The organism is Paraburkholderia caffeinilytica (genome assembly GCF_003368325.1).
Taxonomy (GTDB): Bacteria; Pseudomonadota; Gammaproteobacteria; order Burkholderiales; family Burkholderiaceae; genus Paraburkholderia; species Paraburkholderia caffeinilytica.
The window spans coordinates 1,175,269-1,191,273 of the sequence record NZ_CP031467.1 but is presented as its reverse complement, the minus strand read 5'-3'; the positions used below and the strand labels follow the sequence as shown (position 1 = coordinate 1,191,273).

General features: G+C 64.7%; 13 protein-coding genes. 2 read left to right on the top strand and 11 right to left on the bottom strand.

The features are described from left to right. Nucleotides 1-33: 33 nt before the first annotated feature. On the top strand, nt 34-477 hold the full coding sequence (locus DSC91_RS21300) for an excinuclease ABC subunit A (RefSeq protein WP_115780737.1): 444 nt from the start codon (nt 34-36) through the stop codon (nt 475-477). 105 nt (nt 478-582) lie between these two features. Here the strand turns inward: DSC91_RS21300 and DSC91_RS21295 are convergent, their stop codons facing one another. After that, nucleotides 583-1,311: a class I SAM-dependent methyltransferase gene (locus DSC91_RS21295; RefSeq protein WP_115780736.1), complete on the bottom strand. Its 729-nt coding sequence runs from the start codon at nt 1,309-1,311 to the stop codon at nt 583-585. Between the two features lie 106 nt (nt 1,312-1,417). Here DSC91_RS21295 and DSC91_RS21290 point away from each other — a divergent pair, with 106 nt between their 5' ends. Beyond that, the gene (locus tag DSC91_RS21290) at nt 1,418-2,671 is read left to right on the top strand and encodes an NAD(P)/FAD-dependent oxidoreductase (RefSeq protein WP_115783409.1); all 1,254 of its coding nucleotides are present in this window, start codon (nt 1,418-1,420) and stop codon (nt 2,669-2,671) included. 1 nt (nt 2,672) lies between these two features. Here DSC91_RS21290 and guaD read toward each other — a convergent pair whose 3' ends face one another. From guaD to DSC91_RS21240, 10 genes are all read right to left on the bottom strand, one after another. Continuing rightward, entirely contained in the window at nt 2,673-4,019 is a 1,347-nt protein-coding gene (gene guaD / locus DSC91_RS21285; protein ID WP_115780735.1) for a guanine deaminase, read from the bottom strand. A 101-nt stretch (nt 4,020-4,120) separates the two neighbouring features. Next, the gene (locus DSC91_RS21280; RefSeq protein WP_115780734.1) at nt 4,121-5,173 is read right to left on the bottom strand and encodes an adenosine deaminase; all 1,053 of its coding nucleotides are present in this window, start codon (nt 5,171-5,173) and stop codon (nt 4,121-4,123) included. 96 nt (nt 5,174-5,269) lie between these two features. Then, nucleotides 5,270-6,283 (bottom strand): xanthine dehydrogenase accessory protein XdhC, encoded by a 1,014-nt coding sequence (gene xdhC, locus DSC91_RS21275; protein ID WP_115780733.1) that lies wholly within the window; start codon nt 6,281-6,283, stop codon nt 5,270-5,272. A 127-nt stretch (nt 6,284-6,410) separates the two neighbouring features. Then, nucleotides 6,411-8,858 carry a xanthine dehydrogenase molybdopterin binding subunit gene (gene xdhB / locus DSC91_RS21270; protein WP_115780732.1) on the bottom strand — a complete coding sequence of 816 codons (2,448 nt, stop codon included), beginning with the start codon at nt 8,856-8,858 and terminating at the stop codon, nt 6,411-6,413. Beyond that, complete coding sequence (xdhA, locus tag DSC91_RS21265; RefSeq protein ID WP_175172035.1) at nt 8,858-10,405, bottom strand: xanthine dehydrogenase small subunit; 1,548 nt, start codon at nt 10,403-10,405, stop codon at nt 8,858-8,860. The genes xdhB and xdhA overlap by 1 nt, the downstream gene beginning before the upstream one ends. A 412-nt stretch (nt 10,406-10,817) precedes the next feature. Continuing rightward, entirely contained in the window at nt 10,818-11,327 is a 510-nt protein-coding gene (locus DSC91_RS21260) for a disulfide bond formation protein B (RefSeq protein WP_115780730.1), read from the bottom strand. 164 nt (nt 11,328-11,491) lie between these two features. Beyond that, on the bottom strand, nt 11,492-12,871 hold the full coding sequence (locus DSC91_RS21255) for an amidase (protein ID WP_115780729.1): 1,380 nt from the start codon (nt 12,869-12,871) through the stop codon (nt 11,492-11,494). 102 nt (nt 12,872-12,973) lie between these two features. Continuing rightward, nucleotides 12,974-13,654: a GntR family transcriptional regulator gene (locus tag DSC91_RS21250; protein WP_115780728.1), complete on the bottom strand. Its 681-nt coding sequence runs from the start codon at nt 13,652-13,654 to the stop codon at nt 12,974-12,976. A 139-nt stretch (nt 13,655-13,793) separates the two neighbouring features. After that, nucleotides 13,794-15,146, bottom strand: coding sequence for an MFS transporter (locus DSC91_RS21245; protein WP_115780727.1), 1,353 nt, complete (start codon nt 15,144-15,146; stop codon nt 13,794-13,796). Between the two features lie 7 nt (nt 15,147-15,153). Beyond that, nucleotides 15,154-15,843, bottom strand: a complete 690-nt coding sequence (locus DSC91_RS21240; RefSeq protein WP_115780726.1) for a DUF2848 domain-containing protein — start codon at nt 15,841-15,843, stop codon at nt 15,154-15,156. Nucleotides 15,844-16,005 lie beyond the last annotated feature (162 nt).

The following is a 16,005-nucleotide window of genomic DNA, read 5'->3' as shown; positions in this document are numbered from 1 at the left end:
CGATAGAGCAAGAAGAACCACCAAGGGGTTTCAATGAAACGCAATGTGCTGTTTGCGTTGTTGGCATCGCTCGTCATGTTGAGCGCGACTCAGGCTTTTGCCCGCGACACGGTTGACAACTATCCGGTTGCACCGGCGCTGCAGAGCGAACCTGGCAAGGTCGGTACCGACATCGCGTTGTATTTCGCGGGCCAGCGCCATCCGGCTGTGGTCAAGACGATGGGCGAATTCGCGACCAACAAGAAGACCAACGCCTTCGGCAAGAGCGACCTGGAGGCGTGCCAGCACGTGTTCCTGTCGGCGGTGATCGAGTTGCAGGATCGTGCGCGCAAGGAAGGCGGTAATGCGGTGATCAACATCAAGAGCAACTACAAGAACGAAGTGCGTGAGAGCGCAACGGAGTTCACGTGTGGCGCGGGCGCGGTAATTGCTGGTGTGGCGCTGAAGGGCGATGTGGTGACGCTGCGCGGCAAATGATCACCGAAGTGGTGTCGAGGATGCAAATAAGCGCGCAATCAAGCACGCAAATAGACCCACCGTGATGCTTACCAGTGCGGTGGCGCGCCGCCGCACTGGCGAGATTCAATCTGTCTTGACCGCCGCGACATTGACCAGCGTTTCGCGACGCTTGCCAGGCTGCGGACGGGTCAGGCCAAGGCGCTCGAGCAGGCCGAAGTCTTTCGCGCGGCTCCACCAGAGGTATGGCAGCGAGACGTTGCGCTGATCGAAGCGGAAACCGCCGCGGCGGATCATGTCGAGATAGCCGTCGGCGCTTTTTTGCACGTGCATGGGATGGCGGAACAGCAGCCGGATCACCCACGACTTGATGTACGCGTCGGTGGATTCGGCGAACAGCAGGATGCCGCCCGGTTTGAGCACGCGGCGGAATTCGGCGAGCGCGCGGTCCTGCTCGACGAGGTGGTGGAAGGTTTGATGGCAGAACACGATATCGGCGCTGGCGTCGGGCAGCGGCAATTGCGCGCAGTCGCCGTGCAGCAGTTCGATATCGGCGAGCTTGTCGCGACAGGCGTGGGCCGCATTGGCGGCAAGCGTCAGCGACGGTTCGTGAAAATCGACGCCCACAAGGCGGCGCGGCTTGAACGCGTCGGCAAGCAGGCGGAACGAAATGCCTTGCCCGCAGCCGACGTCGACGATGACCGGCGCAGCAGGTATGGGTACGTCGATCAGGCGTTTGAGGTCGTTGATCGCGACCCGCAGCACATGATGTTCCCATGTATAGGTACGCAGGAACCAGATCCCGAAGGCCGTTTCCGGCACGAAAGGCACGCTGGATGTTTCGGATGGCGACACGCTGGGCTCCGCGACGAAATATTGTTCTTGCTGTGAAGCGTAATTGTAACGAAAAGTAAGGATGCAGCGTAACGCTGTTCCGTGCAAGCAAACGATTGAGGCAACCTTGAGTACACATTCGTCAAAGCGCATCACCGTCGACGTAGCGATCATCGGTGCGGGGCCTGCAGGCGCAGTCGCAGCGGCGCTCTTGCGCCGGTCAGGCCGTTCGGTGCTGGTGCTGGAGCGTCAGCATTTTCCGCGTTTCTCGATCGGTGAGAGTCTGCTGCCGCAAAGCATGGCTTACCTCGAAGAGGCCGGCATGCTGCAAGCAGTGGTCGAAGCCGGTTTCCAGTACAAGAACGGTGCGCATTTCGTCTACCGCGACCAGTCGTCGGCGTTTGACTTCCGCGACAAGCATTCGCCGGGGTGGGGCACCACGTACCAGGTGGAGCGCGCGGTGTTCGACGATATTCTGATTCGCTGCGCGGCGGAACAGGGCGCCGATGTGCGCTTTGGCCACGCGGTCCGCGCGATGCATCCTGGCGAGAGCGGCAACAATCCGGTGCTCGACGTAATCGACGATGGGGATAACGCATATGAAGTGGAGGCACGCTTCGTGTTCGACGCGAGCGGCTTCGGCCGTGTGCTGCCACGCCTGCTGAACCTCGAAGCGCCCACGCGCATGCCGACACGCGCCGCGATCTTCACGCACGTGCGCGATGGCATCCCGGTCGGCGCGACCGACCGCAGCAAGATCTGCGTGGCGACGCATCCGGAGCGCCGCGACGTGTGGTTCTGGATGATTCCGCTGGCGGGCGGGCGGTCGTCGGTGGGTTGCGTTGCCGAGGCCAGTTTCCTCGATGTGCCGGAAGCCGGGCGCGACGCGAAACTGCGCGAGTTGATCCAGCAGGAGCCGACACTCGGCCCGTTGATCGGCAACGCGCCGTTTCTGATGCCGGTGCGTCATATCGGCGGCTACGCGGCGAATGTCGAGCGCTTGCATGGACCGGGCTATGCGTTGCTCGGCAATGCGGGCGAATTTCTCGATCCGGTGTTCTCGTCCGGCGTGACGATTGCGCTGCGCTCGGCGCATCTCGCGGTGCAGACGTTGAACCGGCAACTAAATGGCGAGCAGGTCGACTGGTCGGCGGCTTACGACGTGCCGTTGCGCAAGGGGATCGATACGTTCCGGGCGTTTGTCGAACGCTGGTACACGGGCGAGTTGCAGGACATCATTTTCTACCCGGATCAGACGCCGTCGATCCGTCGCATGATCAGCGCGGTGCTGGCGGGTTACGCGTGGGACGAATCGAACCCGTATGTCGCCGATCCGGTGCGGCGTCTGAATGCGTTGCACGACGTGTGTACCTACCGATGAATCAGGCCGCAATCTTCGCCACGCGCGGCGCATGTTGCCGCACGTCGTCGCGACGATGCACGCGCTTGCCCGCGGCATACGTCTCGTAGATCGCGCGGTCGTCGCCGAGCAGCGCGAACGCGAACAGCAGTTCTTCGAGCGATTCCGTGCGTGCGGTGCGGCGCGCGAGCAGCGGCGTGGCTTGCGGATCGAGCACGACGAAGTCGGCTTCCGACTTCGGCTTCAACGTGCCGACCTTGTCGGCCAGATCGAGTGCTTCGGCCGCGCCCGCAGTGGCGAGATAGAACATCCGCGTGGCGGTCAGATGATGTCCCGTCAGACGTGCGACCTTGTGCGCTTCGTTCATGGTTTGCAGCATGGAGAACGAGGTTCCGCCGCCGACGTCCGTCGCCAGCGCGATCGGCATGCCGGCTTCGTCGGCCTTGTCGAAGTCGAACAGGCCGCTGCCGAGGAACAGGTTCGAGGTCGGGCAGTGCGAGGCGACCGTGCCGGTTTGCGCCATGCGCTTGCGGTCCTCCTCGTCGAGGTAGATGCAATGGCCGTACACGGCCCGGCGGCGCAGCAGGCCGTAATGATCGTAGATGTCCAGATAGCTGCGGTGGCCCGGGAACAGACCGGCGACCCATTTCACTTCGTCGGTATTCTCGGCGACGTGGCTCTGGATGAAGATGTCCGGATGCTTGCCCGCCAGCACGCCGCACGCTTCGAGTTGCGCCTCGGTCGAGGTCGGCGCGAAACGCGGCGTGAGCGCGTACATCTGACGGCCGCGATTGTGCCAGCGGCCGATCAACTCGGCGCTGTCGTCGTAACCGGATTGCGCGGTGTCGCGCAGGAATTCGGGGCAGTTGCGATCCATCAGCACCTTGCCGGCCACCATGCGCAGATTGCGCGCCTCGCTCTCGGTGAAGAGGGCGTCGGCCGATTCCTTGTGGACCGTGCAATACACGAGCGCCGTGGTCGTGCCGCAAGCCAGCAGTTCTTCGACGAAGAAGCTCGCCGTGTCGCGCGCATACGCCGGATCGGTGAAGCGGCGCTCGGTCGGGAACGTGTACGTGTCGAGCCACGGCAGCAAGCCCGGCGCCGGCGACGCGATCATGTCGGTCTGCGGATAGTGAATGTGCGTATCGATGAAACCCGGCACGATCAGCTTGTCGCGCATCTCCTGCACCTGGGTGCCCGGTGCGAGTTGCGACGCGAGTGCGGCATACGCGCCCGCTGCGGCGACATGGCCGTCTTCGACGATCAGCAAACCGTCCTCGTGGAAGACCGCCGCGTTGGACGATTGCGCAGGATCGCCATTGAAGGTCAGCAGTTGCGCCCGGAATGCTGATTGTGCCGATTGAGTCATGAAAAACCGTCTCCGTATTTGTGGGGAGCTAAACAGCGCGGACAACGGCCTGAGGTTCCGAAACGGACCCGTGCCGCCGCCGGCTGCCATTCATTGGCCCGTCAGTGGGGGCCGGCTGGGTGCCAGTGCGCGTCGAGCTTCGCGATCAGTTCGCTGCGTTGCTCGGGCGTGACGAACGACGCTTCGAAGCTGTTGCGGATGATCGTGTAGACCTCGGCATCGTTGAGCTTCAACGCGTCGATGGTGGCGAAATAGTTGGCGTTCACGTAACCGCCGAAATAGGCCGGATCGTCGGAATTCACCGTGACGGCGACGCCGCGATCGAGCAGGTCCTTCAGCGTGTGCTTGGTCATGTCGTCGAACACACAGAGCTTCAGGTTCGACAGCGGGCACACGGTCAGCGCGACGCGCGTATCGGCGAGGCGCGTGACGAGCGCCGGATCTTCGATGCTGCGCACGCCGTGGTCGACGCGATCCACTTTCAGCAGATCGAGCGCTTCGTAGATGTACGACGGCGGGCCTTCTTCGCCCGCATGCGCGACCAGCTTCAGGCCGAGCGCGCGTGCCTTGGCGAAGACGCGTTCGAACTTCGAAGGCGGATGGCCGCGCTCCGACGAATCGAGGCCCACGCCGATCAGGCGATGCTTGTATTGCTCGAACAGCGGCCGGGCTTCTTCAAACGTGGCGAGCGCGTCTTCTTCCGATAGATGGCGCAGGAAACACAGAATCAGCTTGCTCGTCATGCCGCGCTTTTCCGCATCGGCGAGCGCCCGTTCGATGCCGGCCACCACCGTGGCGATCGGCACGCCACGTTCCGTATGTGTCTGCGGATCGAAGAAGATTTCGCTGTGGATCACGTTGTCGGCGAGGCAGCGTTCCACGTACGCCGTCGTCATGTCGTAGAAGTCCTGCTCGTGCAGCAGCACGCTCGCGCCGGCGTAGTAGATGTCGAGGAACGATTGCAGATCGGTGAACGCGTAGGCGGCGCGCAAGGCTTCGATCGAGTCGTATGCCAGTTTCACGCCGTTGCGTTCGGCGAGCGCGAAGATCAGTTCGGGTTCGAGCGAGCCTTCGATATGAATGTGCAACTCGGCCTTCGGTGCGCGGGCGGCTTTCTCGGCGAGTGACATAGGGGTAGCGGTCGTTGTAGTCATGGTCGGTCAGGAGTTCGTTGGAGTCGGTTCGCGCCGGATGCGGGATGCGGGACAGGATGCAATCGCTTTGGGGCGGCAGGTCGATTGTGCGGTAAATCAGACCGTCTGCGCCGCATGCGCGCCCGCATTCGCCTCCACGGCTTGCAACACCTGGGCTGCCGCCGAGATCGCGATGATCTCCGGCGACTTGTCGACGATACCGTCGACGCCTAGTGGGCACTTCATCCGCGCAATCTGCGAAGGATCGATGCCACGCGCCGCCAGCCGATGTTCGAACTGCTTGCGCTTGCTGTGCGAGCCGATCATGCCGAAGAACGCGAAATCGCCGCGCCGCAGAATGCGCTCGGCCAACTCGAGATCGAGCGCATGGTTGTGCGTCATCACGATGAAGTACGTGTGCGGCGCGGCCTGGTCGACGGCTTCGTCGGGCGCGTCGTTCGGATCGATCTTCACGTTCGGCGCATGCAGCGTTTCCGCCGGCGGAAACTGCGCGTCGCGCTCGTCGACCCAGCGCACGACGCAGGGCAGCGTGGCCAGCACGCGAACCAGTGCCGCGCCCACGTGACCGGCGCCGAACAGCACGACCTGGAAGTCGCCTGGCGCAATGGTTTCGGTGAGCAGCGCGCCGCTGTCGTCGAAACCGGCGCCGTCCCACAGCAGACAGTCCGAGGCGTCGACGCCCGGCTCGGGGTCGGACAGCATCACCGCATCCGGTGCGGGGCCGAATGATACGCTACGCACCGTCGATTGGCCCGCGGCCACGCGTTTCGCGAGCGAGGTGATCCAGCCGAGGTCGCCGATGTCGAGGCGCTCGAAGGCGAGAATCACGGCGCCGCCGCAGCATTGGCCGAGACTGGGTCCAAGCGCGAAACGTTCGAGGCGGCGCATATGCGGCGAGCGCATGCCGTCGCGCAGCACCTGGCGCGCGGTCTCGATGGCTTTCCATTCGAGATGTCCGCCGCCGATCGTGTGCCTGGCCGAATCGCGCGTGACGATCATCTTGGTGCCGGCTTCGCGGGGCGCCGAACCTTCGACGCGTGCGACCGTCACCAGCACGGCGGCGTCGCCGTGCGCGAGCAGTTGTTGCAGGTCAGGTAGCCAGGCTTGCATCCGGCGGTTCTCCATACATGGCCGCGCGGGGTGTCCGTGCGGCCGGTTGAGTGTGGCGGGACGCGTTTGTGTCGCGTCGGGCCCTTGTCTAAAGTTGCTTAACGGTGTTCAACGTTTCGTCTAATTGCTAAACCGGCGTGGTGGCGGTTGCCGGCGTAACTGCCGCTTGCGCGGGTTGTCCTGTAGCGGGCTGTGTCGCCGTCCCGGGCGATTGCAACGCGTCCAGCGCATCGAGAATCGCTTCGGGCGTCGCCGGCGCGCGCAACGGCGGCGCGTTTTTCGCGTCCGGCACCGCAGCCGCGATCGCGTCGCGAATCGCGAGGAACACCGAGAAGGGCAACAGCAGAGGCGGTTCGCCTACTGCCTTCGAATGGAACACGGTCGGCTCGACGTTGTGGTTCTGATAAAGCCGCACATTGAACGCCGCGGGCGTATCGCTGACGGCGGGAATCTTGTACGTCGAGGGCGCGTGCGTCATCAGGCGGCCATCGCGGTTCCACCACAATTCTTCGGTGGTGAGCCAGCCCATGCCTTGAATAAAGCCGCCTTCCACCTGGCCGAGATCGATCGCCGGATTGATCGACTGGCCGGCGTCGTGCAACGCGTCCGCGCGCACCAGTTTCCATTCGCCGGTTAGCGTGTCGATCACCACTTCCGATACTGCCGCGCCGTACGCAAAGTAATAAAACGGGTGACCGGTCAGCGTTTTCGCATCCCAGTGCACTTTCGGCGTCGTATAGAAACCGTCCGACCACAACTGCACGCGCGCCAGGTACGCGGCGCCGACCAGTTGCTCGAACGGCATCGCTCCGCCGTTCACCGACACTTCACCGTTGGCGAATTCCACCGCGTCGGCCGTGCCGCCGAGTTGCTTCGCCGCGAGTCTGGCGAGTCTGTCGCGAATGGTTCGTGCGGCGGCTTCGGCGGCTTTGCCGTTCAGATCGCTGCCGGTGGACGCGGCGGTCGCCGAAGTGTTGGCGATCTTCGACGTATCGGTCGCCGTCACGCGCACGCGCGAAAGCGGCAAGCCGAACTGATTCGCGACGACTTGCGCGACCTTCGTATTCAGACCCTGGCCCATTTCGGTGCCGCCATGATTGACGAGCACCGAACCGTCTTTGTACACATGCACCAGCGCGCCGGCCTGATTCAGAAACGGCACGTTGAACGAAATGCCGAACTTCACCGGCGAAAATGCGAGGCCGCGTTTGAGCACCGGACTTTTTGCATTGAACGCGGCGATCGCTTCGCGGCGCGCGCGGTAGTCGCTGGTTGCAAGCAAGTCATCGGTTAGCGGCGCGATGATGTTGTCTTCGACGCGTTGTCCATAGGGTGTCGTGTCGCGTTCGCCGATGCCGTAGTAGTTGGCGAGCCGCACGTCGAGCGGATCGCAGTTCAATTGACGCGCGATGCTGTCGAGCATGACCTCCATCACCAGCGCGCCTTGCGGGCCGCCGAAGCCGCGGAACGCGGTGTTCGATTGCGTGTTGGTCTTGCAGCACAGCGCGACGATGTCGACGTCGGACAGGTAGTACGCGTTGTCGAAGTGGCAGACGGCGCGTGTCGCAACCGCACCGGACAAGTCGGCGGAATAGCCGGCTCTCAAGGCGATTTCGACGCGCGCGCCGAGGATGCGGCCGCTATCGTCGAAGCCCGCTTCGTACTCGTAGACCGCGTCGTGGCGCTTGCCGGTGATCATGAAATCGTCGTCACGGTCGGCGCGCAGTTTGACCGGGCGGCGCAGCAGTTTCGCCGCCAGCGATGCGACGCACGCGAACACCGCCGATTGCGATTCCTTGCCGCCGAAGCCGCCGCCCATTCGCCGGCATTCGCACACGACGTTGTGCGCCGGCCAGCCGAGCATATGCGCGACGACCTGCTGCATTTCGCTCGGATGCTGCGTCGAGCTGTAGACGAGCATGCCGTCCATTTCCTTCGGCACGGCGTACGCGATCTGGCCTTCGAGATAAAACTGTTCCTGCCCGCCGACTTCGAACGTGCCGCGGATCTTATGCGGCGCGGCGGCTATCTTTGCGTCCGGCTCGCCGCGCCTCAGATGCAGCGGCGGCAGGACGAACTGCTTGTTGGCTTTTGCTTCGGCTGGCGTGAGGACGATCTCGAGCGGTTCATATCGCACGACGTCGTCGCTTTTGGCCAGCGCCGCGGCACGCCGCGCGAGGTCATGACTTTCGGCGATCACCGCGAACACCGGTTGGCCGAGATACAGCACTTCGTCTACAGCGAGAATCGGATCGTCGTGCAGCACCGGGCCGCAGTTGTTCTCGCCGGGGATGTCTTCCGCGGTCAGCACGGCGATTACGCCAGGTGCTTTTCTCACCGCGTCCAGATCGAGCGACACGATCCGCGCGTGCGCGTGCCGCGACAGCCCAAGGGCCGCGTGCAGCGTGCCTTGCAATTCGGGGACGTCGTCGGTGTAGGTGGCTTCGCCGCTCACGTGCAGCGCGGCCGATTCATGCGGCAAGGAGGCGCCGATCGCCGCCTCGCTCTCCTGAGCGGTGGCGTGCCTGGCGGCCGGGTGCGCAGCAGGTTCGACGAAAGCATCGGTCCGGTTCATCACGACGACTCCTTCGCAACGGCCGCGTCCGGCGCGCCGGCTTCGTACGCGAACGCATTCACGTCGAAGAGGGCGAGCGGCGCGTCATCGCGCGTTTCCAGGTGGAAGCGCCACAGCAGATTGCGCGCCACCTTCAGTCGATAGGCGCTCGAGGCGCGCATGTCGGTGAGCGGCTGGTAATCGGCGACGAGTGCGTTCATCGCTTGCCGCGCGGTGCTTTCGTTCCATGTCGCGCCGTTCAGCGCGGCCTCGGTTTGCGCGGCGCGATTCGGCGTCGCGGCCATGCCGCCGAACGCGATGCGGGCGTCCCTGATCGCGCCGTTTTCGCCGATGTGCAGCGCAAATGCCGCGCACACCGCGGAGATATCCTGATCGTAACGCTTCGACACCTTGTACGTGCGGAAGCGCAGATCGCGCGCTGGACGCGGCACACGCAGCGCGGCGACGAATTCGCCGGCCGCGAGCGCGGTCTTCTGATAGCCGAGGTAGAAGGCGTCGAGCGTCAGCGTGCGGGTTCTGGCGCCGTGGCGCAGCACGACTTCGGCGCCGAGCGCGAGCAGCGCCGGCATCGAATCGCCGATCGGCGAGCCGTTCGCGACATTGCCGCCGAGCGTGCCGGCATTGCGGATCGGCAGCGACGCGAAACGCGTCCACAGTTCGGCCAGTTCGGGGTAATCGGCGGCGAGCGCCGCATAGGCGTCTTCGAGCGTGACGGCGGCGCCGATCGTCAGCGTCTGCGCATCGCGCTCGATCGTCTTCAATTCCGCGACGTTGCCGATGTACAGGATGTCGCCGAGATCGCGAAACTGCTTGGTGACCCACAGGCCGACGTCGGTGCTGCCGGCGAGCAGGCGCGCTTGAGGATGCGCCGCGCGCAGTTTGGCGAACGCGTCGAGCGAAACCGGTGCATGGAAGGTGGGCGAACCGAATCCGGCGCCGCGCGTGTCGGGTGCGCTGTATTCGAAGGTGTCGCGGCGTTGGATTTCGCGCAGTGTATCGGCGATCGCTTTGCGGTCCAACGTCACACGTGGGTATTGCTGGTAGTCGAACATCTTTTGCGACGCGTCGACAATCGGCCGGTAGCCGGTGCAGCGGCACAGATTGCCGGACAGCGCGGTGTTGATTTCGTCGCGAGTGGGCAGGCCGGCGGCGGCCGGCTGGTTTTCGTACAACGCCCACATCGACATCACGAAGCCGGGCGTGCAGAAGCCGCACTGCGAGCCGTGGCAATCGACCATGGCCTGCTGGACGGGGTGCAGGGCGCCGTCGGCGCCGCGCAGGTCTTCGACGGTGAAGAGGGCTTTGCCGTCCAGCGTCGGCAGGAACTGGATGCAGGCGTTGACGGCCTTCAGCGCGATGCCGCCTTGCGCATCCAGTTCGCCGACGACGACCGTGCAGGCGCCGCAGTCGCCTTCCGCGCAGCCTTCCTTGGTGCCCGTGCAATGCAAATCCTCGCGCAGGTGCTGAAGCACGGTGCGCGTCGCCGGAACGCCCGCGACCTCACGGACGGACCCCTGGTGATAAAAGCGGATGGTTTGCGTTGTCATGGCGAATCCGAAAGACAGTGCGGACCGGGCGCGCGTTACGCATGGGGTCGCGCCGAAGCCGGCCTCGCGCACGTAGATCGCCATCCAGTTCCGAAGATAGCATTACCTTGTCCCGAAAAGATTTCCCAACTCGCATGAAGCTTATTCGGAAGCTGTCATGTAATTAATACGATTCGCGCTGCGGCGGGAAGTTGCTTGAAGCGTGGCGGATCGGGGAAAACCAGGCAGGGTGGGGTAGCGCGGGGAATGACGGAGGCCGGGTGCTGACTTGCGGGCGGCCGGAAAGAGGGACTGGCCGAATTTACGGGGCCGGAGCGGATGTGAAAACGCCGGCCTTCGAACCGCCCTGGCAGGCGGGGCAAAGGCCGGCGTGAGGCCGGCTATTCCGATCGGAGCGGCCGGAATAGCCGGATCAGGCGATCCGGCGGCGATTCCTGACCAGGCTCAGCGCCAGCGGCACGAAAGCGACGACGAAAGCTACCAGCGACCAGGTGGGCAGCGACAGGCCCAGAATCGGCGGATAGGCCGTTTCGCAGAGGCCGGCAACCTTGAAGACGCCCGGCAGCCAGTGCGCGGGCGGCAAGCTGTCGACCACCGGCTGCAGCGCGTCGAAACCGCAGCTGAAGCCCGGATTGGCCTGAACATACACGTGCCGCGCGGCGGTCACGATGCCGCCCAAGGCTGACAGGGCCGCGAGCACTTCCAGCAGCCGCACGCCGCGCCAGCTGTTGAAGCGCGCGCCGAGGAACGCAAAAATCGCGATCAGCAGGAAGAAATAGCGCTGGATGATGCACAGCGGGCACGGGTCTTCGTGCAAACCGTACTGCAGATACAGCGCGCCGGCGACGAGGCCGACGCAGATCAGGCCAAGCAGAACCAGCAGGGAGCGCTCGCGGCGCAGCATCGCGTTGTCGTTGTTCATGGGTCGTGTGGCTGTCTGGAAACGGAAAGGGCGGGTGCCCGCGATTCTAGCGCGAACCCCCGCCCAAACGCTTATCGCACTTTTGTGTCGCCATCCCGCGCAGGTGCCGCTCAGGTGCGGCGCGGCTACCGCTCAGGTCACGCTCAGGTGCGGTCCAAGTCCGCTCAGCGAATCGCGTTGAGCACCGCTTCGGCGCCGCGGCCGATGGCCAGCAAGGCGTCGTCGGCGTGCGGCGCGCTTGCCAGCATCAGGCCGACCGGCGCGTCGCCGCGCAGATGACAAGGCAGCGACAGCGCGCAGGCGTCGAGGAAATTGAACACGCTCGGGTTGCGCAGGATCAGCGCGTTAGTGCGGCCGAACGCGTCGTCGTCGTCGATCAGATCGGCCACGCGCGGCGGCACCACCGGCACGGTCGGCGCGACGACCGCGTCGAAACGCTGCCAGAGCGTGCGCGCGGCTTCGTCGAGCATGGCCTGGCGCTCGGCGAGCAGATCCAGATAGTCGGCGGCGCTGGCGGGTTGGCCTTTCAGAATGCGCACCAGCACGCGCGGGTCGTACTGCTCGCGGTGCGTTTCCAGCAGCGGACGATGCCAGGCATAGGCTTCGATCGGCGAAAAACCGAAGCGGTTGATCTCGGGCAGACGGTCGAGCGGCGCGAAGCGCACTTCGGTGACGATCGCGCCGGCGGCTTCCAGATGCTTGAGGGCGGTGTCGATCGCGGCGGCCACCGCCGGTTCGACGCCGTCGGTCACGAAATGGGTCAACACGCCGAGGCGCACGCCTTCGAGCGGCCGGGCCGCCGGGATGCGCGGCTCCAGCCCGGCCAGCATCCGGTCGACCAACGCGCAGCACGCCACCGAGACGCCGATCGGCCCGAACGAATCGAGCGTCGGAGAGAGCGGCACGCCGCCCTGTTTCGGGATGCGCCCGGCAGTCGGCTTGAAGCCGGTCAGGCCGCACAGCGCCGCCGGGATGCGGATGGAACCGCCGGTGTCGGTGCCGAGCGCGATCGCCGCCATGCCGTCCGCGACCGACGCCGCCGCGCCCGACGACGAACCGCCGGAGATCCGCTCGTCGCCCTTCACGCCGCGCCGATACGGCGACAGCGGATGCCCGTAGTGCGGATTCAGGCCGAGGCCGGAAAACGCGAACTCGCTCATATTGGTGCGCCCGACGATTACCGCGCCCGCCCGTTTCAGGCGCGCGACGGCGACCGCATCCGCTTTGGCGGCGGGCGCATCGGCCAGCGCCAGGGAACCTGCGCGCGTCGTTTGACCTTCGATATCGAACAGGTCTTTGACCGACACCGGAATCCCGGCGAGCGGCGAAAGGACGGTGCCGGCGGCGCGCAGACGGTCGTGCGCATCGGCGGCGGCGCGGGCGCTGTCGGCATCGACATGCATGAAGGCGATCGCACCCTGGCCGGCCGGATCGGCGATCCGTTCGAGCGCGGTTTCAACGAGCGTGCGGCTCGTGGTGCGGCCGGCGGCGAGATCGGCAGCAAGCTGGGCTAGCGGCGGGAAGGGCGTGAATTCAGTGGCCATGGTGTCGGGAAGAATCCGGTTGAACCGGGCGAAGCCGGTTGAGGTGGATGGGGAGTGGTGGCTGAGATCGGTCGAAAGAGTCGGTCGATCGGAAGCGCCCGGTCAGATGCGGGTGAAAAGCGTCGCGCGGAACGCTTCGATATGCTTTTGCACCGATTGGCGGGCGCCTTCGGCATCGCGCTCGCGCAGCAGGCGAAACAGCTCCAGATGTTCTTCATGGACGTCTTCGAGATGATGCGGCTCGGACAGCGAAATGAACCAGAAACGCAGCGAGCGTTCGTGCAGCCCGCGCAGAATGTCGGCCAGCACCGGATTGCGCGACGCCGCCGAAATCGCCAGATGGAACTCGCGGTCGATATCCATCATGCCTTCGATATCGTGCGCGGCGACACAAATCGTGGAGCGTTCGAGCAAGGCCTGCATCACGTCGAAATCGTGCTGTTGCGCGTGGCGCGCGGCCAGTTCGACGCAGTAGCTTTCATTGACGAGCCGCACGTCGATGATCGCCAGCACGTCGTCGAGCGAAACCGGGCGGACCATGATGCCCTTTCTCGGCATGATGGTGAGCATGCCCTCGTGCACCAGCCGGTGCAGCGCCTGATGCACCGGCGTTCTGCCGATGCCGGTCAGCGCCATCAATTCCGCTTCGTTGAGCACCTCGCTCGGCCGCAAACGCATGGTGATGATCTCGCGCTTGACGAAGGCATAAGCCTGTTCGGCGAGGCTGGCCGTGGCGGTCTCGCGAGGGGCACTGGAGCGGCGGGCGGTCTGCAAAAGCGTCATGTGAAAAGGAAGCGGGCGGTGGTCCGCATTGTAGAACAAGGTTTTGCGCGTACGGCGCCGGTTGGGCGCCTGCTCACCGACGCCGTGCGCGCATGACGCGTCGGTCTCGCGTCACAGAGACTATGGCCATCGCGGCGTGTCAGGCGCTCCTAGGTGTTACGGCGGCGGCGTGTTGCACCTTGACGCGCGGCATCATCAACGTGACCAGCCCGCCGACAATCAATGCCCCCGCGATCAGCACCAGTCCGAAGGTCACGCTATGCGTCGCGTCCTTGACGATGCCGAGCACATACGGGCTCACGTAGCCGGCCAGATTCGCGATGGAGTTGATCACGGCGATGCCGGCAACCGCCGCCGTGCCTTGCAGGAACGTGGTGGACATCGACCAGAAGATGCCGAAGCCCGCCAGAATGCCGATATAGGCAATCGACAGGCCGGTCACGGCGAGCGGAATCGAATTGGTTACCGAGGCGCTGCCGAGCAGGCCCGCCGCGCCGATGAAGCAGCACACAGCGTAGTGCCAGCGCCGTTCGCCCGTGATGTCCGACGAGCGGCCGATCAGGATCATGCCGATGCCCGCCGAAAGATAGGGAATCGCGGTGACGAAGCCGTTTGTCACGAGATTCGTGACGCCGAGATCCTTGACGATCTGCGGCAGCCAGAACGAGAAACCCGCATTGCCGGTGACGAGACAGAAGTAGATCAGCGTCAGCAGCCAGAAGCGGCCCGAGCGCAAGGCCACCGCCAGACTGTGCTCGGCGCCGGCCGCCGCGGCGGCCGTGTTTTCGCGCGAAAGGCGGGTGAGGACCACGCGTTTTTCGTCGTCGGTGAGCCAGGCGGCTTCGGCGGGCGTGTTGCGCAGCACGGCGAGCGCCCAGAAGCCGGCGAGGATCGACGGAATACCTTCGATCAGGAACATCCACTGCCAGCCGCGCAAGCCGTGCGCGTCATGCAACGCCGACATGAGAAAGCCCGACAACGGCGCGCCGATGATCCCCGCCACTGGAATCGCCGCCATGAACACGGCGACCATCCGCGCGCGCCGGTCGGATGGAAACCAGAAGGTCAGATACAGCACCACGCCCGGCACCAGCCCGGCCTCGGCGACGCCGAGGAAAAAGCGCAGCACGTAGAACATCGTTTCCGAACGTACGAACATCATCAGACACGAGAGCAGCCCCCACAGCATCGTAATGCGGGCGATGGTGGCGCGCGCGCCGAACTTTTTCAGCAGCAGATTGCTCGGCACTTCGAAGACGAAATAGCCGAAGAAAAAGATCCCCGCGCCGAGTCCGTAGGCCGCGTTCGACAGGCCAAGGTCGCCGGTGAATTGCAGCTTCGCATAACCGATGTTGACGCGGTCCAGGTACGACAGCACGTAGACGAGAAACAGGAACGGCATGATGCGCCAGGTGATCTTGCGCAGGGCGGCGGCTTCGAGCCAGGCGTCGGAAGACACGTCGGCGTGGGCGGAAAGCGAAGGGGGATTCATGGGCGCCTCATTCGACGATAGGTAGCGTGTGCACGCGGTAGGCGTGGCGCAGCGTGCGGCTCAGGATGGGGTCGTGCAGTTCGAGTTCGAGCGCATCGCCGTCGGCCATCCCGACGATGCCGCCCTGTACAGCCAGCGTGCCGCAGAACATCGCGGCGCCCACTGCGACGGGCGCGCGTTCCAGCAGGTCGGAGGCCGGCAGCAGCGACGCGACGGTGCCGTGCTGGTAGACGCGCCGCTCGCCGCTCCTTGTCACGGCGAAGGCGCGCAGTTCGAGCTGATCCCAGTGACCGGCCACATCGTCGAAGCTCCATGCGTCGCGTGCGACCGGTTTCGGGCAGACCTGTTTGGAGACGGTGACGCCGTAGGCCTCGACTTCGCGGTCGGTATGGTCGGAGCCGACGGTGACGAGCAGCCCCGCCGCCGAGTGCACCAGCACGCACTCGGCTTCACCGCTGGACTTTGCGCCGACCACGTCGATCTGTTCGGCTTGCGTCAGCAGCTCGGCGCCGAGGCGGTAGAAGCAGGGCGTGGTCGACGGCCGCTTCACGCCGAGTTCAGCCAGTTCGGCGATGTGGTGCTCAATCGCCGCCCGATCGCGTCCGGCCCAGCCGGCGATCGTCAGACGATTGACCTCGACAGTATCGGCGCGACTGTCGCCGGAACGATCTACAACACTGAAGGACACCTGCTGCATCACGTGACTCCAAAGAAAATATGCGGCAAATATTATTGTGATATTTCACAGGTGTCCAGCATGTCAAAAAAGTTTCGGGTCGAGGGTCCCACAGTGAGGCTCGTGATCTGACCAATCCCACGGCCTTCGACGTTTGCGCGATTCGACGCGCCTCACGTGTGC